This window comes from Zavarzinia sp. CC-PAN008, from assembly GCF_051903925.1.
GTDB lineage: Bacteria > Pseudomonadota > Alphaproteobacteria > Zavarziniales > Zavarziniaceae.
In genome coordinates, this window is the sequence record NZ_CP173678.1 from 2,384,865 (window position 1) to 2,403,212 (window position 18,348).

Sequence of the window (18,348 nt, forward strand, 5' to 3'; positions counted from 1 at the left end):
ATGAGCGACAACACCCATGCGGCGGGCCATGGCGCACTGCCCACCAGCAACCGGGCCGTCCAGTGGTTCGACCAGCGGCTGCCCGTCCTCTCCCTCGTCTATGGGGCCCTGGTCGTCTATCCGACGCCCAAGAACCTGAACTACTGGTGGAATTTCGGCTTCCTGGCCGGCGTCTGCCTGGCGGTCCAGATCGCCACCGGCGTCATCCTGGCCATGCACTACGTGCCTGAGGCGACGCTCGCCTTCGCCAGCGTCGAGCACATCATGCGCGACGTGAACTATGGCTGGCTGCTGCGCTACATCCACATGAACGGGGCGTCGATGTTCTTCATCGTCGTCTACATCCACATCTTCCGGGGCCTGTACTACGGATCGTACAAGTCGCCGCGCGAAGTCGTGTGGTGGATGGGCGTGGTCATCGTCCTCCTCATGATGGCGACGGCGTTCATGGGCTATGTGCTGCCCTGGGGCCAGATGTCCTTCTGGGGTGCGACCGTCATCACCAACTTCTTCTCGGCCATCCCGCTCGTCGGCGAGCCGATCGTGAAGTGGCTGTGGGGTGGCTTCGCCGTGGGCAGCCCGACGCTGACGCGCTTCTTCGCGCTGCACTACCTGCTGCCCTTCGTCATCCTGGGCGTGGTGCTGCTGCACATCTGGGCGCTGCACATCCCGAAGTCGAACAACCCGCTGGGCATCGACATCAAGAGCCCGCAGGACACGATCCCCTTCCACCCGTACTACACGGCGAAGGACGCGTTCGGCATGGGCATCCTGTTCCTGGTGTTCGCCTTCTTCGTGTTCTTCAATCCGAACGCGCTGGGCCATCCGGACAACTACGTGCCGGCCAACCCGCTGGTGACGCCGGCGCACATCGTGCCCGAATGGTACTTCCTGCCGTTCTACGCGATCCTGCGCGCGGTGCCGGACAAGCTGGGCGGCGTGCTGCTGATGTTCGCGTCGATCCTGCTGCTGTTCGTGCTGCCCTGGCTCGACACGTCCAAGGTCCGCTCGGCGCGGTTCCGCCCGATCTACAAGCAGTTCTTCTGGCTGCTGGCGATCGACGTGCTGGTGCTGGGCTGGGTCGGCGCCAAGCCGGCCGAGGGCTGGTTCATCATCATCGGCCGGATCGCCACCATCTATTACTTCGCCCACTTCCTGGTGCTGCTGCCGCTGATCGGCCTGTTCGAGCGCCCGAAGCCCCTGCCGGAGTCGATCTCCAAGGCAGTGCTCGGATCGCAACCCGCAACAGCAACCGCCAGCGCCTGAGGTCTGAACAAATGCGAGCCTTCAAGAACGCGCTTGCCAGCCTGGGCCTGGTGATCGGCCTGGCGTCCGGCCTGTCCTCCCCCGCTCTTGCGGCGGGCGAGGCGGCGGCCCTGCCGGCGACCAGCTTCGCGCATGACGGTGTCTTTGGCGGCTGGGACCGCGCTGCCCTGCAGCGTGGCCTCCAGGTCTACAAGGAAGTCTGCTCGGCCTGTCATTCGATGCACCTGGTCAACTACCGGAACCTGGCCGATCTCGGCTATTCCGAGAAGGAGATCGCCGCCCTGGCCGCCCAGGACACGGTCCCGGCCATGGACGACATCGGCGAACCGGTGACACGTCCCGGCGTCGCCACCGACCGGTTCCACATGAACGGCTATGCCAACGACGCGCAGGCCCGGGCCGCCAATGGCGGCGCGCTGCCGCCGGACTTCTCGCTCCTGGCCAAGGCCCGGGTCGACGGTCCGACCTATATCTGGGCGCTGCTGGCGCACGGCTATAGCGAGACGGTGCCGGAGGGGATCACGATCCCGGAAGGGAAGTACTACAACGCCTACTTCCCTGGTCACGCGATCAGCATGGCGCCGCCGCTGGTCGAGGATTCGGTCACCTATGCCGACGGCACCAAGGCGACCGTCGACCAGATGGCGCACGACGTCGCCAGCTTCCTGATGTGGACGGCCGAGCCCAAGCTCGAGGCGCGGCACCAGATGGGCGTCAAGGTCATGATCTTCCTGGTCGTCCTGACCGTCCTGCTGTACCTGACCAAGCGCAAGATCTGGGCGAACGTCCACTGACGCCAGGCCGGAACCCGCGCACCGCCATGTCCCCCGGAAGGCCGCGCCGCCGTCCCGACCCCTGCACGCCAGGGGTCGGCTGATGCTCGGCATTGTGGGGGGCAGTGGCGTCTACGACGTCCCCGGCCTCAGGAACGCCCGCTGGCAGACGGTCGCATCGCCCTTTGGCGAGCCGTCCGACGCCCTCTTGTTCGGTGAACTGGGCGACGTGCCGGTGGTCTTCCTGCCGCGGCATGGTCGTGGCCACAAGCTGCCGCCCAGCGCCGTCAACTACCGCGCCAATATCGACGCCCTGAAGCGGGTCGGCGTCACCGACCTGGTCTCCGTCTCGGCCTGCGGTTCGTTCCGCGAGGCCTTGCCACCCGGCACGTTCGTGCTGGTCGACCAGTTCATCGACCGCACCTTTGCCCGGGTGAAGAGCTTCTTTGGGCCCGGCCTGGTGGCCCATGTCTCGATGGCGCATCCTGTGTGCGCCTGCCTGGGCGAGCGCATCCTGGCGGCCGGCCATGCCTGCGGCGTGCCCATCGTCAAGGGCGGGACATACCTTGCGATGGAGGGGCCGCAGTTCTCGTCCCTCGCCGAATCGAACCTCTACCGGTCCTGGGGCTGCGACGTGATCGGCATGACCAACATGCCCGAGGCCAAGCTGGCGCGGGAGGCCGAGATCTGCTTCGCGACCGTCGCCATGGTCACCGACTTCGATTGCTGGCACCCCGATCACGACCACGTCCAGGTCAGCGACATCATCCGCGTGCTGACCGGCAACGCCAGCAAGGCCCAGAGCCTGGTAACGGCGCTGGCGCCGCTCCAGAACGGCCGCGCGACCCCCTGTCCAAAGGGCTGTGACCGGGCGTTGGACCATGCCTTGATCACGGCGCCGGCGGCCCGCGATCCGCAGGTGATGCGCCAGCTGGACGCCGTGGCCGGTCGGGTCCTGGGGTCCGCCGGCTGAGCCGTTCCGTGCGTGCCTGGCGACGGGCGACCGTCCCGGCCGCGAAATCCGGATTTCGCCACGATCGCCAGATACTGCCATGAAGGACCGACATGAGTTCGATCAGGGACAAGGTGCGCAGCATTCCGGGCTATCCCAAGCCGGGCATCGTCTTTCGCGACATCACCACGCTGCTGGGCGATGCCCAGGGTTTTCGCAAGGCGGTGGATGAGCTGGTGCAGCCCCATGCCGGCCGCCGCATCGACAAGGTGGCGGGGATCGAGGCGCGCGGCTTCATCCTTGGTGGGGCCGTGGCGCACCAGCTTTCGGTCGGCTTCGTGCCGGTGCGCAAGAAGGGCAAGCTGCCCTTCACCGTGATCGGTGCCGACTACGAACTCGAGTACGGCGTCGACCGGGTCGAAATCCACACCGACGCGATCCAGAAGGGGGACCGCGTCCTGCTGATCGACGACCTGATCGCGACCGGCGGCACTGCGGGTGCGGCGATCCGCCTGATCGAGATGGCGGGCGGCGTCGTCGCCGGCTGCTCCTTCGTGATCGACCTGCCGGAAATCGGTGGCCGGGCAAAGCTGGAAGCGGCGGGCTATCCCTGCCATACCCTGGTCGCCTTCGAGGGGCACTGAGCGCGGGGGAGGGTGCGGCTCATGAAGGTCAACGGCCAGCCAACGCGGACGATCGACCTGGCGCCGGATGGCGACGGGGTCGTGGTGATCGACCAGACACGCCTGCCGCATGAATTCGCGACCCTGCGCCTGCGCACATTGGAGGATGCGGCCAACGCGATCCGCACCATGGTGGTGCGCGGCGCCCCCCTGATCGGGGCGACCGCTGCCTTTGGCCTGGCCATCGCGCTGAACGAGGATGCGTCGGACGCCCGGCTGGACCGCGCCGTCGACGTCCTGGCCGGGACACGGCCGACCGCCGTCAACCTGCGCTGGGCCCTGGACCGGATGGCCGGCATCCTGCGAGGCACGCCCGTGCCGCTGCGGCGCGAGACGGCCTATATCCAGGCAGCCGCGATCGCGGAAGAGGATGTCGCCACCTGCCGCGCCATCGGCGCCCACGGCCTGCCGCTGATCGAAGCGGTCGCGGTGCGCAAGCCGGGGCGCCCGGTCAACATCCTGACCCATTGCAATGCCGGCTGGCTGGCAACCGTCGACTATGGCACCGCGCTGTCGCCGATCTACCAGGCCTATGACGCCGGCATCCCCGTCCATGTCTGGGTGGACGAGACGCGGCCCCGCAACCAGGGGGCGGCCCTGACCGCGTGGGAACTGGGCGCCCATGGCGTGCCCCATACCCTGATCGCCGACAACGCGGGCGGCCACCTGATGCAGGCGGGGGAGGTCGACCTGTGCATCGTCGGCACCGACCGCACGACGGCCAATGGCGACGTCGCCAACAAGATCGGCACCTACCTCAAGGCGCTGGCGGCGCACGACAATGGCGTGCCGTTCCATGTCGCCCTGCCGTTCTCGACCATCGATTGGGCGCTGGACGACGGGCGCCTGATCCCGATCGAGGAGCGCGACGCGAGCGAGGTGACGGAGATCCAGGGCCAGCGGATCACGGCCGCCGGCACGCCCGCGCGCAACCCTGCCTTCGACGTGACCCCGGCGCGCCTGGTCACCAGCCTGATCACCGAGCGTGGCGTGGCCGCGGCCAGCCGCGACGGGCTGCTCTCGCTCTATCCCGAACGGCGATGAACGACGCGGCCACGCTGCGGGCCACGCTGATCCAGGCCGCCCGGGCGATGGCGGCGGAGGGGCTGAGCCCCGGGACCAGCGGCAACATCTCCGCCCGCGTCGCGGGCGGCCTCCTGGTGACGCCCACCGGCATGCCGGCCGATACGCTGGAGCCAGGGGACCTGGTGATGCTGGACCTGGAGGGGCGGGTGCTGGCCGGGCGCCGCCTGCCCTCCAGCGAATGGCCCTTCCACTGCGCGATCCTGCAGGCACGGCCCGAGGTCGGCGCCGTCGTCCATTGCCATTCGCGCCACGCAACGGCGCTTGCCTGCCTGCGCCGCGCCATCCCGGCCTTCCACTACATGGTGGCGGCGGCGGGCGGCGACCACATTGCCTGTGGCGACTACGCGACCTTCGGCACGCAGGCCCTGTCGGATGCAGCGCTCGCGGCCCTGGGCCCGCGTCGGGCCTGCCTGCTGGCCAACCACGGCCAGATCGCGGTCGGCCCCGACCTGGCCTCCGCCCTCAAGTTGGCGCGGGAGGTCGAGGTCCTGGCCGCCCAATACCTGACCGCCCTCGCCGTCGGCGAGCCCGTCCTGCTCGACGCGGAGGAGATGGCCCGCGTCCTCGAGAAGTTCAGGACCTATGGTCAGCAGGCCCCAGCGGATGGCGCCGCTACGGCAGGTTGATCTGCCAGGAGACGCCGTAGCGATCGTTGAGCCAGCAGAAGCGGCGGCTGAAGCCGTAATTGTCGAGGGGCATCAGGGTCTGGCCGTCGGCGCCCAGGACCATGGCGATCCGGTCCTGCTCCTCCTCGGAGGTGCAGGTGATGAAGAATGACACCGCGGGCGTGAAGCTGAAGGCGTGGGCGACCGGACTGTCGATGAACATCACCGCGGTCCCGCCGATCACGGCGCGGCCGGTCTGGACGGTGCCTTGCCGCCCGGGGCCTTCGGGGCCGTAGCGGTTCATCTCCACCAGATGGCTGCCGGGAATGGTCGCGACATAAAGGCTGATCGCTTCCTCAGCCTTGCCCTCGAACATCAGGAAGGGGACGACGCTGGGTGAGGGTGCCGCCGTCATCCGACGGTCCTTTCGAGCAGCGCCAGCGTCCGCTCCAGCGCCAGCTCCGTCGCGGCCTTGTCATAGTGGACCCGGCGGTCGGAGGAGAAGCCATGCTCCGCGTCATAGACGTGGATCTCGACCTCCGGATGCCTGGCCCGCAGCACCTCGATCTGGTCGAGGGGGATCGAGGCATCCTTGGCCCCGAAGTGGAGCATGGTCGGGCACTGGGGCACCTCGTCCATGTATTGCAGGATGGCGGTGCCATAATAGCCGATGACGCAGGCAAGGCCCGGCACGCGGCATGACGCCAGCCAGGACAGCGAACCGCCATAGCAATAGCCGGTCATGGCGACGCGGCCGCGCGGCACCAGGAAGTCGCGCGCTGCCGCAACATCGAGCATGGGCTTGTCCCAGCCGATCCGGTCGCGCAGGGCGCGTCCCTTCTCCACGCCGGCCGCGTCATAACCGAGGTCGACGCCGCGTTCCCCACGATCGTAGAAGGCCGGCGCCACCACCTCGTAGCCGAAGCCGGCAAAGCGGCCGCAATGGTCGCGGATGTTGGCGTTGAGGCCGAAGATCTCCATGGCGACGATCAGGCCGCCTTTGGGCGTGCCCGCCGGCACGACGTGGAGCGCGTTGAAGCGGTGGCCGTCGCTGGCGGTCAGGGTGATGTCTGCGGCCGTGACGCTCATGCCGAACCTCCTTCGCCTGCGGGGCGGCGCAGGTACATGCCCTTGCCCGTCATGGTCAGCACGACCTCGCCCTTCTGGTTGGTGACGGTATTCTGGCTCAGCACCACGCCGCGGTCGCTCTTCGACTTCGAGGGTTGCAGCGCCTTGACCTCGGTCACCACGGTCAAGGTGTCGCCGGGATGCACGGGCTTCCACCAGCGCAGATCCTCGAATCCGGGCGAGGCGATGAACGCGCCGCGGTTCTCCTGCGGGGTCGCCGTGATCATCAGGCGCATCATGATGCAGGCCGAATGCCAGCCGCTGGCAACCAGCCCGCCGAAGAACGAGTCCTCGGCCGCCTCCGCGTCGATGTGGAACGACTGCGGGTCGAAGTCGCTGGCAAAGCGGATGATCTCCTCCGCCGTCACGGTGTACGAGCCGCACACGGTGCGCTCGCCCACCTTGAAGTCGTCGAAATACCGGGTCATGCGACCACCTTGCGATAGAACATGCCGGTGGAGCGCATTTCCAGGATCTCCTCGTCCCGCTGATTGAAGACGCGGCACGTCATGTGCACCAGGCCGATCTGCGGCCGCGACTGCGAGGGGCGGGCGTCGAGCACGTCGCGGCGCAGGCGGATCGTGTCGCCGGCGCGCAGGGGGCCCTTCCACTTCACCTCGTCCACGCCGGGCGAGCCGGCCGAGGCGGCATTCAGGATCCAGCCCTCGCACATCATGCGCATGGTGATGGCACAGGTATGCCAACCGCTCGCGATCAACCCGCCATAATAGGATTTCGCTGCCGCGACGGGATCGACGTGCATCGGCTGCGGGTCCCATTCGCTGGCAAAGGCGATGATCTCTTCCGCCGTGACGGTGCGTGGTTCGGTCCACAACACGCTTCCCGGTTCGAAATCCTCAAAGTGCAGACGCGCCATCATGCCTCCCGTTCTTGTTGCGCTGCACGTTGCCGGGGCGACAGGGCGCTGTCCAGACTGGCCCTTTGGGGGGCTGGGTTGAACAAATCTGCGCCGTCCGCATTGAGCGCCGGACCGAGCCATGACAGCCACCGACACACACACGCAGCCCCGCACGCCCCCGAACCGGGGTGCCCGGGCCGATGCCGCCCTTGCCGACCTGCTGCGCCAGTCGAATGCGGCGGCCGGGGAGTTGGGCGATCTTGTCCATGTCCACGACGGCGTGCCCGGGATCAGCCGGCGGCGCAGTGGGGCGGGCTTCCGCTATGTGGGGCCGGACGGCGCCCCCGTGCGCGATCCACGGACGCTCCAGCGGATCCGCGCCCTGGCGATTCCACCCGCCTATCGCGATGTGTGGATCTGTCCCGACCCATTGGGCCATATCCAGGCGACCGGCCGTGACGACCGCGGACGCAAGCAGTACCGCTACCACACCCAATGGACCGAGCTGCGGGATACCGCCAAGTATGGCGGCCTGGTCGGCTTTGCCCGCTGCCTGCCGCGGCTGCGACGCCGGTTCGAGCAGGACCTGGCGGCGAAGGGACTGGTCCGGACCCGCATCCTGGCGACGGTCGCCCTGCTCCTGGACCGGACCCTGATCCGCATCGGCAATGCGACCTATGCCAAGGCGAACAAGAGCTTTGGCCTTAGCACCCTGCGCAACCGACACGTGACGGTGGAGGGGGCCAAGGTCCGGTTCAAGTTCATGGGCAAGTCGGGGAAGGTGTGGAACCTGGCCCTGACCGACCGGCGGATGGCGCGCATCATCCGCCTGTGCCAGGAACTGCCGGGTCAGCACCTGTTCCAGTACGAATTGCCCGATGGCAGCGTGCAGGCCGTCACCTCCCAGGCCGTCAACGACTATCTGAGGGAGGCAGGCGGGCCAGAGGTGACGGCGAAGCAGTTCCGCACCTGGGCCGGCACGGTCCTGGCGGCCACGGCCCTGGCGCGTGAACCGGCACCCACCAGCGCCCGGGCAGCCGCGCGCACGGTCAACGCGGTGCTGGACCAGGTGTCGGCCCGCCTTGGCAATACCCGCGCCGTGTGCCGGCGCTGCTATGTCCACCCGGCGGTGATCGAGCACTACACCGACGGGACCCTGGCCCAGGGCCTGGCCCAGGCGCGCCGCAAACGCCCCCGCTCGCCGGCCTATGACAGCGACGAGGCCATGATCCTGGCCTGGCTAGAGGCGGTCGCGGCGGATCAGCCGACGTCGCCATGACCCGGCAGCCATGCTGATCGACGCGTCGCCGTCGGGTTGCCTTAATTGGCGAAGCGGAAGTGGAGGATGTCGCCGTCCTGGACGGTGTAGTCCTTGCCTTCCAGTCGCAGGCGGCCGGCTTCGCGCGCACCGGATTCGCCGTTGTGCCGGATGAAGTCGTCGCAGGCGATCGTCTCGGCCCGGATGAAGCCCTTCTCGAAGTCGCTGTGGATCACGCCCGCCGCCTGCGGCGCCTTGGTGCCGACGGTGATGGTCCAGGCACGCGCTTCCTTCGGACCCACCGTGAAATAGGTGACCAGGCCCAGCAGGGCATAGCCCGCGCGGATCAGGCGGCCCAGGCCCGTCTCCTCAAGGCCCAGGTCGGCCAGGAAGACCTGGCGCTCCTCGGGGTCGGACAGCTGGGCGACTTCCGCTTCGATCGCGGCGGAAATCACGATGGCGCCGGCCCCTTCTGACGCCGCCTTTTCAGCGACCTTGGCGCTGAGCGCGTTGCCCGTCGCGGCCGAGGCTTCCTCGACATTGCAGACATAGAGCACGGGCTTGGCGGTGATGAGCTGGAGCTCGGCCAGGATCGGCTTCTCCTCCGGCTTCAGGTCGGCGACGATGCTGCGCGCCGGACGGCCCTCGCGCAGTACGGCGGCGGCCTTCTCCATCACGGCGATCTGGGCGCGCGCCTGCTCGTCGTTCTGCTTGGCCTTCTTGGCCAGCGCGGGCAGGCGCTTCTCCACGCTGTCGAGGTCGGCCAGCATCAGTTCGGTTTCGACCGTCTCGGCGTCGGCGATGGGGTCGACCTTGCCCTCCACATGCACGATGTCGCCGCTTTCGAAGCAGCGCAGCACGTGCACGACGGCGTCCACCTCGCGGATATGGGCCAGGAACTGGTTGCCCAGGCCCTCACCCTTGCTCGCGCCACGCACCAGTCCCGCAATGTCGACAAAGGCCAACTGCGTTGGGATGATCTGCGCCGACTTGCCGATCGCGGCGATCGTGTCCAGACGCGGATCCGGAACCGGCACCAGGCCCACATTGGGCTCGATCGTGCAGAACGGGTAGTTGGCCGCGGCGGCCGCAGCCGTCGAGGTCAGTGCATTGAACAGGGTCGACTTGCCGACATTGGGCAGGCCGACGATCCCGCACTTGAAGCCCATCAGAACTCGCCTTCGAAATCGTTATGCGCGGCTTTTGGCGGCCGGCGGATCGGCATTGGGTCGTTGAGGAACGGTCAGGACCGCGACCCGGTTGGCAAAGCCGACATCGTCGCCCTTGGCCAGGAACGGCGCCGCGTCCGCGACCGCGTCCAGCATCGGGTCCAGCCAGTCGCGATCGGCCTTGGAAAAGTCGTGCAGGACATAGGCCAGCACCGCCTCGCGCCCGGGATGGCCGATGCCGACGCGGACGCGGCGGAAGTCGGGGCCGATCGTGCCGGCAATGCTGCGGATGCCGTTATGGCCCGCCGCTCCGCCGCCCTGCTTCACGCGCAGGCGGCCGGGCGCCAGGTCCAGTTCGTCATAGATCACGACGACGTCGGCCGGCTCCAGCTTGAAGAAGCGCATGGCCTCCCCGACCGAGCGGCCGCTTTCGTTCATGTAGGTCTGGGGCTTCAGCGCCAGGACCTTCTGCCCGCCCAGGTTTCCTTCGGCGGTCAGGCCCTGGAACTGGCGGCGGGCGGCGCCAAAGCGGTGCCGCTCCACGACCCGGTCGACCGCCATGAAGCCGACATTGTGGCGATGGCCCGCATAGGACGGGCCGGGATTGCCGAGTCCAACCAGCAAAAGCACGCGCAGGCGCCCCCCATCGTGACGAAGTGGACCGCCTGCGCGTCGCCGACTGGCTTACTTCTTGCCCTTGGCGGGGGCGGCCTTGCCCTTGCCGCCCGCGGCAGCGGTCGCCTTGGCGTCAGCCTCGCCACCGCGCGCGCCGGCGGACGGCGCGATGGTCGCGATGGTGAAGTCGCGCCCGACAATGGTCGGGACCACGTTCGGCGGCAGCGTCACGGCCGAGATGTGGACGGAGGCATTGATTTCCAGGCCAGCCAGGTTGACCTCGAAATGCTCCGGCACGGCGTCTGGCGGGCAGCGCACCTCGACCTGGTGGCGGACGATGTTGAGCACGCCGCCACGCTTCAGGCCGGGGCTGTCGGCATGGCCGACAAAGGTCACCGGAATGCCGATCACGATGCGCGAGGACGGCGAGACGCGCTGGAAGTCGACATGCAGCGGCACGTCCGTCACCGGGTGGAGCTGCACGTCCTTGGGCAGGACCCGCTCCTTGCGGCCGTCGATCTCGACCTCGTAGATCGTCGACAGGAAGCCACCCTTCAGGTACTCGCGCAGCAGGCCGCGCAGTTCAAGCGAGATGAGTTCCGGGCTCTTCTTGTCGCCGTAGATCACGGCGGGCACCCGACCCTCGCGCCGCGCTGCCCGGGCGGGCCCCTTACCGCCCTGGGCGCGCGGCAGGGCCGCGATGATGTTCGCTTCAGCCATCATTGTCTCCAATGCAGAAAGCCCCGCCTCCAGGGGTGCGGGGTCGCAAGGCGCGTGTTCTAGCCGAACTTGCCTCCCCGCTCAATCGCCATGCACTGTGTCGGCAATCGTTCTTCGAGGAAACGCATGTCCCAGGTTCAGACCACGCCTGCGCTGCCGCAGGGCTGGCCCGCCATGTCGATCGCCCAGGCCCATGCCATCCTCACCGGATCCGGCATGCCGTTCGAGATCGAGGAGGTGACGATCCGCGGCATCCCCACGCGCACCTGGAAGAACGCGCCGCCCGCCTTGCGCGATGTCGTCACGCTGGGCCGGGGATTCGGCGAGCGCATCTTCCTGGTGCACGAGGACGAGCGCATCTCGTTCGAGACGTTCCACCGTGCCGTCGCGACGTTGGCGCAGGCGCTGCAGGCCATGGGGGTGGTCAAGGGCGACCGCGTCGCGATCGTGATGCGGAACCTTCCCGAATGGCCGGTCGCCTTCTATGCGGCCCTGGCGCTAGGGGCGATCGTGACTCCGCTCAACGCCTGGTGGACGGGGCCGGAGCTGGAATACGGCCTTGCCGATTCGGGATCGAAGGTGGCCATCGTCGACAGCGAGCGGCTGGAGCGGATCTACGAGCACCTGCCCAACTGCCCCGCGCTGGAGCATGTGCTGGTCGCCCGCCACATGGACGAGATCGCCCATCCCTTGGTCCAGCGGCTGGAAGGCGTGCTGGGCGGGGTCGAGACGTGGGGTGCGCTGCCCGACCGGCCTCTGCCCGATGTCGCAATCGGGCCCGAGGACGACGCCACGATCTTCTACACTTCCGGCACGACGGGCCGGCCCAAGGGGGCGCTGGCGACCCAGCGCAATGTCGTCTCCAACATCTTCGCCTCGGCCTCGTCCGTCGCGCGCTCGTACCTGCGGCGGGGCGAGCAGCCGCCGGCCCCCGATCCCAACGCGCCGCAGCGGTCCACCCTGATCTCTGTCCCGTTCTTTCACGCGACGGGCTGCTTCGCCATCCTGAACCCCAGCCTGTTCGGCGGGGCCAAGATCGTGATGATGCGGAAATGGGAGCCGGTCCGCGCCTTCCAGCTCATCGAGCGCGAGCGGGTCACCGCGGCGGGCGGCGTGCCCACCATCGCCTGGCAGCTGATCGAGCATCCGGAGCGGGCGAAGTACGACCTGACCTCGCTCGAGTCCGTCTCCTATGGCGGCGCGCCGTCCGCCCCCGAACTGGTCCGCCGCATCGTCGAGACGTTCCCGAAGTCCGCCCCCGGCAATGGCTGGGGCATGACGGAGACAAGTGCCACGGCGACCCAGCATGTGGCCGAGGACTACCAGAACCGGCCCGATTCCTGCGGGCCTGCGGTTGCCGTCACCGACATCAAGATCATGGATGTCGACGGCAAGGTCGAACTGCCGCGGGGCGAAGTGGGCGAGCTGTGGTGCAAGGGGCCGCAGGTGGTGAAGGGCTACTGGAACAAGCCCGAGGCCACGGCCCAGACCTTCGTCGATGGCTGGGTGCGCACCGGCGACCTGGCGCGGATCGACGCGGAAGGGTTCTGCTTCATCATCGACCGGGCCAAGGACATGCTGATCCGCGGCGGCGAGAACATCTACTGCATCGAGGTGGAGAACGTCCTCTATGACCACCCGTCGGTCATGGATGCAGCGCTGGTCGGCATTCCCCACCGCACGCTGGGGGAGGAGCCGGCCGCCGTCGTCACCCTTAAGCCCGGCATGGCAGCGACCGAAGCCGAACTCCGTGCCTTCGTGGCCGAGCGCCTGGCCGCCTTCAAGGTCCCGGTGAAGGTGCTGATGCAGAGCGAGACCCTGCCGCGCAACGCCAACGGCAAGATCATGAAGCCCGAACTGAAGAAGCTGTTCGCGGAGCCGATGTAAGGCCGGTCAGAGGGGACCCGTCACGGGCGCAGCCTGGGAAGGCACATCGAGCGCAGGCGCATCGGGCGGCAGCGCGTCGGGGTCGGCGACCATCTCCGCGCTGATCTTGGTGGGGTAGAACCGCTTCCGCTCCAGCATCCCGTGGAAGACGGTGCCGTGGATCCCCTCCACGGCCGCCTTGTCCAGGCGACGCGCCCACACCGGCTCGAGCACCGCCGCCAGGGCCGCCTCACCCTCGCGCGCGATCGCATCCTCAATGAACTCGATATCCTGGCCCAGGCCCGGAAACAGGACGAGATACTCGCCCTCCGTCGCTGCGAAGACCGAGTAGGGGCAGTTCTCGGCGGCGGTGATGACTTGGATGTTCCTCATCGCGCATGCAATCGCCGGCGGGCCGCGCGGTTCCGCCGCCTGCATAACGACGACCGCGTAGTCACGACCGCTCAACGGGGAGATGGGCAGGGAGGTCGGACCCGGCCCAACCAGCCGTCAAATCCAGCGTCCCAGCGGCTGCGACGCGCCTCGATCGATGGGGTTGGCCAGGCTCCGCTCAATCAAACAGGCTGGAAACCGAGCTTTCGTCGGAGATCCGGCGCATCGCCTCGGCGATCAGGGGGGCGATGGGCAGGCGGCGGATGTTGTGGCAGACGCGCACCGCCTCCGTCGCCTGGATCGAGTCGGTGATGACCAGTTGTTCCAGGACCGAGGACGAGACGCGGCTGATCGCGCCGCCCGACAGCACGCCATGGCTGACATAGGCGCTGACCGACTTGGCGCCGGCCTTCATCAGGGCCTCGGCCGCGTTGCACAGGGTGCCGGCCGAATCGACGATGTCGTCGACCAGGACGCAGGTCCGACCCGAGACGTCGCCGATGATGTTCATGACCTCGGACTCGCCCGCCCGCTCGCGCCGCTTGTCGACGATGGCCAGGTCGCCGTCGACCCGCTTGGCGATCGCCCGGGCGCGCACCACGCCGCCCACATCGGGCGAGACGATCATCAGGCGCTCGCCATTATAGCGGTCCTTGATGTCGGCAACCATGACGGGGGCCGCGAACAGGTTGTCGGTCGGGATGTCGAAGAAGCCCTGGATCTGGCCGGCATGCAGGTCCAGCGTCAGCACCCGGTTGGCGCCCGCGACCGTGATCAGGTTGGCGACCAGCTTGGCCGAGATCGGCGTGCGCGGGCCCGGCTTCCGGTCCTGCCGGGCATAGCCGAAATAGGGTATCACTGCCGTGATGCGCCGGGCCGACGCGCGTTTCAGCGCGTCGATGCAGACCAGCAGCTCCATCAGGTTGTCGTTGGCGGGATAGGACGTCGACTGGATCACGAAGACGTCCTGGCCGCGGACGTTCTCCTGGATCTCGACAAAGACCTCCATGTCCGAGAAGCGGCGGATGCTGGCCGCCGTGATGGGGATCGAGAGATAGGCGCAAATGGCTTCCGCCAGTGGCCGGTTGCTGTTGCCTGCAACCACCTTCATGCGATCGTCCGTCCGTTGGAGCTGGGGTCCGGGCGGTCCAGGACCCGGGCCGGCCCCATATAGGGCAAGCGTCACGGTCCTGTAAACGATCCCGGATCAGGGCTGGCCTGCGCCTGGAGCACCTGTGCCAGGCCGGGCAGGATGGCGTCGACGATGTCCGGGGCCATTGGGCCCAGGCCGCTTTCCAGGGCGTCCGCCGCCACGGCATTGGCCTGGTCCAGCCGGCCCAGCGTGGCGCCGCTGGCGTCCATCACCGTCCAGGTCACTTCGATTGCGCGCGAAGCGTTGCCTGCGGGTGACACGAACACCTCCCCGGCCACCACGGCGCTGTCGGGATCGTCTGGGCTGGTCACGGCGAAGCCGGCCCGGCGCAGCGCAAGGTCCAGGGCGGCCGCCAGGGCGTCGCCGCCGGGCATGTTGGCAATGACGCCGCCCACGGCGACCGTGCGCCGTGCCGCGGCAGGCGACTGGGATCGGGCGGTGCGGCGCTCGACGGCGCCCACGATCGCGCCGGCCACCCGTTCGCCCTGCTCTGCCGCCGGCGCCACTTCGCGGTCGGGGACGAAGGCCCGCCCCAGGACAACGCCGGAGGCGTCGAGCAGGCGCGCTTCCAGCACCACGCCGACGCGGCGCACCTGCAGCAGGCGGCTTCCCGGCGCCGGGTTCAGCGTGCCCGCCGGCCAGTCCCGCGCCCGCAGACCCTTGGCCACTGCCTCGGCCAGGGGGCGCGCCTGCTCGGCCGGCATGCCTTCGACCGGCGCCACCAGGACCGGCACCGCGCTGCCATCGACCAGCCCCGGTGGTGGCGGCATGAAGCTCCCCGGCGGCATCTCCTGCGCGCAGGCGGCGAGGAACAGGAACGCGCCAAGGAACAGTCCGGCCTCGGCACGCCGCATTCTCTCCCTCCCCCCTCGCGGGGGAGGGAGTTGGCAGACCGCATGCAGGCAAGCAACGCGCGGAGCCATCAGGGCGCTAGATCGCGCAGGTGGCGAGCATGGCCAGGATCATCACCAGGATCAGCATGATCAGGTGCGGCATGGCCCCTCCGCCTCAGGGCTTCAGCGCGATGACGGAGGCGGCGCGGCCATAGTCGGGCTCCCCCCGCCGTTGCGAGGCGCGATGGCTGAACAGGTGCGCCTCGCGGAACGTGTCCTGGGGCTTGGCCTCGATCGCGCCGACGCCGGCCGCGGCCAGCCGTTCCGCGACGAAGGCCTGAAGGTCGAAATGCGGCCGGCCGCGCGGGCCGTCGACGAAATGGTGCGCATTCTCCGGGTCGGCGTCCACGAAGGCCTGACGGAATTCGGGCCCCACTTCATAGGATTCCTGGGCGATGCAGGGGCCGATGGCGGCGGAAATGCGCCAGGCGTCCGCCCCCAGGCTGACCATCGCGGCCACCGTCGCCTCCACCACCCCGGCCAGGGCGCCGCGCCAGCCGGCATGCGCGGCGCCGATCACGCCCGCCACCGGGTCGGCCAGCAGCACGGGCGCGCAGTCCGCCGTCAGCACCGCGATGGCCAGGCCGCGCTGCGCCGTGACCACGGCATCGGCGCGCGGGACTTGGCCTTCGGCCCAAGGCGCGTCCACGATCGCCACGTCGGGGCTGTGGACCTGGTGCACCGTGACCAGCTGGTGCGCGCCGACGCGCATGCCGGCGGCGGCCCTGGCCCGGTTCTCCAGCACGTGGGCCCGGTCGTCGTCGGAGCCCAGGCCACAGTTCAGCGAACGGTAGATCCCGCCAGAGACACCCCCGGGGCGTCCGAAAAAGCCGTGCGGCACGTCGCCCAGGACGCCCGCCTGAAGACGCCAGGGCATCAGGCCCGCCCTCCTGTCGTCATGCTTCCCCCGCATTCGCAAAGCCTGGCGGGACGCCGAGGCCTTTGCCGGTCAGTGCCAGCGCCTTGAACAGCGTCCCCATCTGGTCCGGCGCCGTCAGCCGGTGCAGGTCGGCGGCGATGCCGACGGCCCGTGCCGGCTGTGCCGCGGCCAGGCGTTCGGCCCGCACACCGATGCCCAGCGCGGTCAGGAAGGCACCCTGCGGTACCGGGCCCCACGCCGCCGCCCCGCCGGCGCGCGCTGCCGCCGCCAGCGCGCCAAAGGCCACATGGGCTGAGATGTCCGCCTCGCCCGGGCGGTCCAGCAGGCCGACATGGGCGTGGGCGCGCACCGTCTGCACGGTCGGCGCCGCCGGCACCCCGTCGCCATAGTCGATCAGCAGCGCGGCCCCGCCCTGGTCCGCCAGGCGGGCGCCCAGGGCCTGGGCCATCGCCTCCGCCGCGGGCGAGCGCTCACGCATCGTCCCCTCGGGCGCATCGGCCGGACCGAGTGCTGCACCCAGCGCCAGGGCCAGCCGGCCATCGCCGTCCAGTGTCACCACCCGCTCGTGCCAGTGCCCCTGGTGGACCTGGAACTGGTGTACCGGCAATGCGTCGAACACTTCGTTCGCGATGAGCAGCAGGGGGCCGTCCGGCAGTTCGTCCAGCCGGTCGCAAAAGCGGGCATCGGGGTGAAGGGCCGCCTGTTCCGCCCTCAGGCGCGCGCTGGGTTCGACGAAATACAGCGCCGCCGCCTGGAGGAAGCCAGGCACCAGCCGCACCGCGCGTCGCGCATCGGCCATCAGCGTGCCGCGGCCCGGCCCCATCTCGGCCAGCACGAAGGAGGCCGGCTGGCCCATCGCCTCCCACATCGCGGCGCACCACAGGCCAAGCAGCTCGCCGAACATCTGGCTGATCTCGGGCGCTGTCACGAAGTCGCCTGCCGCGCCAAAGGGCTGGCGCTGGCCGTAATAGCCTGCCCGGGGATGGGCGGCCGCGGCTGCCATGTACTCCGCCAGGGTGATCGGCCCCTGGGCGCGGATCGCGGCAGCCAGCGCCTGCTCCAGCGCCGTCGGCGCGTGCGTCATGCCGCCGGGCGCGACGCCACCGGCTGCGGCAGCGGCGGCTGGACCAGGGCGTGGCGAACCATCCAGATGCCGAACAGGATCATGGGCACCGAAAGGATCTGCCCCATGGTCGTGCCGAAGGCCAGGAAGCCCAGCTGCACGTCCGGCTCGCGAAAGAACTCGCAGATGATGCGTGCCGTGCCATAGCCGATCAGGAACGTGCCGGTCACCAGTCCGGGCCGGCGCCGCGCGTCGAAGCGCAGGTTGACCAGCCACACCACGGCCAGCAGGACCAGCCCCTCCAGCACCGCCTCGTAGAGCTGGCTGGGATGGCGCGGCACCTGCGCCGGATCGCGCGGAAAGACCATGGCCCAGGCGACGTCCGTGGGGCGGCCCCACAGCTCGCCATTGATGAAGTTGGCGATTCGCCCAAAGAACAGGCCGATCGGCACACCTAGCGACACCATGTCGGACAGGGCGAAAAGCGGGATCCCGCGCCGCCTGGCAAAGACGATCATGGCGATCACCACGCCCAGCATGCCGCCGTGGAACGACATGCCGCCATGCCAGATCAGCAGGATGCTGAGTGGATCGGCCAGGTACTGGTTGAAGTTGTAGAACAGGATGTAACCCAGGCGCCCGCCCAGGATCACGCCAAGCGTCGCCCAGATCAGGAAGTCGTCGGCATCCTTCTCCGGCACGGGCGAGCCGGGTTGCCGGGCGAGCCGCACCATCAGGCGCCAGGCGGCGATCAGGCCCACGATATAGGCCAGGGCGTACCAGCGCAGGACGACGGGTCCGACCTCCAGCGCCACCGGGTCGATCATGGGATAGGGGATCACGAACAGGCTGAAGCCCATGACAACTCCCGGGCGGATTCGAACACGGACAGGACGCGGGCAGGCACCGTCCGCCCCGCGGGACCCTGCCTTGAGACCGCGGCGCCAGTCTCATCCGCGCGGGCCGCCTGTCAAGCCGATGGCCAT

Annotated in this window: 21 protein-coding genes; 8 read left to right on the forward strand and 13 right to left on the reverse strand. The window is 69.0% G+C overall.

Features of this window, described 5'->3' with window-relative positions; all coding sequences use genetic code 11:
• The 6 genes from ACI6GS_RS11205 (at position 1) to ACI6GS_RS11230 (ending at position 5,386) form a co-directional block, all read left to right on the forward strand.
• A complete protein-coding gene (locus tag ACI6GS_RS11205; RefSeq protein WP_439817880.1) occupies positions 1-1,266 on the forward strand; it encodes a cytochrome b in 1,266 nt (421 codons plus the stop codon).
• An 11-nt stretch (positions 1,267-1,277) separates the two neighbouring features.
• The gene (locus ACI6GS_RS11210) at positions 1,278-2,060 is read left to right on the forward strand and encodes a cytochrome c1 (protein ID WP_439817881.1); all 783 of its coding nucleotides are present in this window, start codon (positions 1,278-1,280) and stop codon (positions 2,058-2,060) included.
• A gap of 82 nt (positions 2,061-2,142) precedes the next feature.
• Positions 2,143-3,012 carry an S-methyl-5'-thioadenosine phosphorylase gene (locus ACI6GS_RS11215; protein WP_439817882.1) on the forward strand — a complete coding sequence of 290 codons (870 nt, stop codon included), beginning with the start codon at positions 2,143-2,145 and terminating at the stop codon, positions 3,010-3,012.
• Positions 3,013-3,104: 92 nt separating this feature from the next.
• Positions 3,105-3,635: an adenine phosphoribosyltransferase gene (locus ACI6GS_RS11220; RefSeq protein ID WP_439817883.1), complete on the forward strand. Its 531-nt coding sequence runs from the start codon at positions 3,105-3,107 to the stop codon at positions 3,633-3,635.
• A gap of 21 nt (positions 3,636-3,656) precedes the next feature.
• Positions 3,657-4,718, forward strand: coding sequence for an S-methyl-5-thioribose-1-phosphate isomerase (gene mtnA, locus ACI6GS_RS11225; protein ID WP_439817884.1), 1,062 nt, complete (start codon positions 3,657-3,659; stop codon positions 4,716-4,718).
• Positions 4,715-5,386, forward strand: a complete 672-nt coding sequence (locus tag ACI6GS_RS11230; protein ID WP_439817885.1) for a class II aldolase/adducin family protein — start codon at positions 4,715-4,717, stop codon at positions 5,384-5,386. The genes mtnA and ACI6GS_RS11230 overlap by 4 nt, the downstream gene beginning before the upstream one ends.
• On the opposite strand, the gene ACI6GS_RS11235 is transcribed toward ACI6GS_RS11230, so the two are convergent.
• From ACI6GS_RS11235 to ACI6GS_RS11250, 4 genes are read right to left on the reverse strand one after another with little or no spacing between them, the layout of a single operon-like run.
• On the reverse strand, positions 5,373-5,780 hold the full coding sequence (locus ACI6GS_RS11235) for a VOC family protein (protein ID WP_439817886.1): 408 nt from the start codon (positions 5,778-5,780) through the stop codon (positions 5,373-5,375). The two genes, ACI6GS_RS11230 and ACI6GS_RS11235, sit on opposite strands and share 14 nt — an antisense overlap.
• Positions 5,777-6,454, reverse strand: a complete 678-nt coding sequence (locus tag ACI6GS_RS11240) for a dienelactone hydrolase family protein (protein WP_439817887.1) — start codon at positions 6,452-6,454, stop codon at positions 5,777-5,779. The genes ACI6GS_RS11235 and ACI6GS_RS11240 overlap by 4 nt, the downstream gene beginning before the upstream one ends.
• Entirely contained in the window at positions 6,451-6,921 is a 471-nt protein-coding gene (locus tag ACI6GS_RS11245) for a MaoC family dehydratase (RefSeq protein ID WP_439817888.1), read from the reverse strand. Before ACI6GS_RS11245 ends, ACI6GS_RS11240 begins: the two co-directional genes overlap by 4 nt.
• Complete coding sequence (locus tag ACI6GS_RS11250) at positions 6,918-7,370, reverse strand: MaoC family dehydratase (RefSeq protein WP_439817889.1); 453 nt, start codon at positions 7,368-7,370, stop codon at positions 6,918-6,920. The genes ACI6GS_RS11245 and ACI6GS_RS11250 overlap by 4 nt, the downstream gene beginning before the upstream one ends.
• Before the next feature lie 121 nt (positions 7,371-7,491).
• Here ACI6GS_RS11250 and ACI6GS_RS11255 point away from each other — a divergent pair, with 121 nt between their 5' ends.
• The gene (locus ACI6GS_RS11255; protein WP_439817890.1) at positions 7,492-8,631 is read left to right on the forward strand and encodes a DNA topoisomerase IB; all 1,140 of its coding nucleotides are present in this window, start codon (positions 7,492-7,494) and stop codon (positions 8,629-8,631) included.
• 41 nt (positions 8,632-8,672) lie between these two features.
• On the opposite strand, the gene ychF is transcribed toward ACI6GS_RS11255, so the two are convergent.
• The 3 genes from ychF to ACI6GS_RS11270 are packed head-to-tail and all read right to left on the reverse strand — an operon-like array spanning position 8,673 to position 11,114.
• Positions 8,673-9,779, reverse strand: coding sequence for a redox-regulated ATPase YchF (gene ychF / locus ACI6GS_RS11260; protein WP_439817891.1), 1,107 nt, complete (start codon positions 9,777-9,779; stop codon positions 8,673-8,675).
• Positions 9,780-9,800: 21 nt separating this feature from the next.
• Positions 9,801-10,409 (reverse strand): aminoacyl-tRNA hydrolase, encoded by a 609-nt coding sequence (pth, locus tag ACI6GS_RS11265; RefSeq protein ID WP_439817892.1) that lies wholly within the window; start codon positions 10,407-10,409, stop codon positions 9,801-9,803.
• Positions 10,410-10,463: 54 nt separating this feature from the next.
• Entirely contained in the window at positions 10,464-11,114 is a 651-nt protein-coding gene (locus ACI6GS_RS11270; RefSeq protein WP_439817893.1) for a 50S ribosomal protein L25/general stress protein Ctc, read from the reverse strand.
• Between the two features lie 126 nt (positions 11,115-11,240).
• On the opposite strand from ACI6GS_RS11270, the gene ACI6GS_RS11275 reads away from it, so the two are divergent.
• Positions 11,241-13,001 (forward strand): class I adenylate-forming enzyme family protein, encoded by a 1,761-nt coding sequence (locus ACI6GS_RS11275; protein ID WP_439817894.1) that lies wholly within the window; start codon positions 11,241-11,243, stop codon positions 12,999-13,001.
• 6 nt (positions 13,002-13,007) lie between these two features.
• On the opposite strand, the gene ACI6GS_RS11280 is transcribed toward ACI6GS_RS11275, so the two are convergent.
• The 6 genes from ACI6GS_RS11280 to lgt all read right to left on the reverse strand — a co-directional run bounded on the left by ACI6GS_RS11280 (position 13,008) and on the right by lgt (position 18,222).
• Entirely contained in the window at positions 13,008-13,373 is a 366-nt protein-coding gene (locus ACI6GS_RS11280) for a hypothetical protein (protein ID WP_439817895.1), read from the reverse strand.
• Between the two features lie 178 nt (positions 13,374-13,551).
• On the reverse strand, positions 13,552-14,484 hold the full coding sequence (locus ACI6GS_RS11285) for a ribose-phosphate pyrophosphokinase (RefSeq protein ID WP_439817896.1): 933 nt from the start codon (positions 14,482-14,484) through the stop codon (positions 13,552-13,554).
• 71 nt (positions 14,485-14,555) lie between these two features.
• Complete coding sequence (locus ACI6GS_RS11290) at positions 14,556-15,380, reverse strand: hypothetical protein (RefSeq protein WP_439817897.1); 825 nt, start codon at positions 15,378-15,380, stop codon at positions 14,556-14,558.
• 154 nt (positions 15,381-15,534) lie between these two features.
• A complete protein-coding gene (gene pgeF, locus ACI6GS_RS11295) occupies positions 15,535-16,296 on the reverse strand; it encodes a peptidoglycan editing factor PgeF (protein ID WP_439817898.1) in 762 nt (253 codons plus the stop codon).
• Between the two features lie 19 nt (positions 16,297-16,315).
• Positions 16,316-17,383, reverse strand: a complete 1,068-nt coding sequence (locus ACI6GS_RS11300; protein ID WP_439817899.1) for a class I SAM-dependent methyltransferase — start codon at positions 17,381-17,383, stop codon at positions 16,316-16,318.
• Positions 17,380-18,222 (reverse strand): prolipoprotein diacylglyceryl transferase, encoded by an 843-nt coding sequence (gene lgt / locus ACI6GS_RS11305; protein WP_439817900.1) that lies wholly within the window; start codon positions 18,220-18,222, stop codon positions 17,380-17,382. The genes ACI6GS_RS11300 and lgt overlap by 4 nt, the downstream gene beginning before the upstream one ends.
• Between the last annotated feature and the right edge of the window lie 126 nt (positions 18,223-18,348).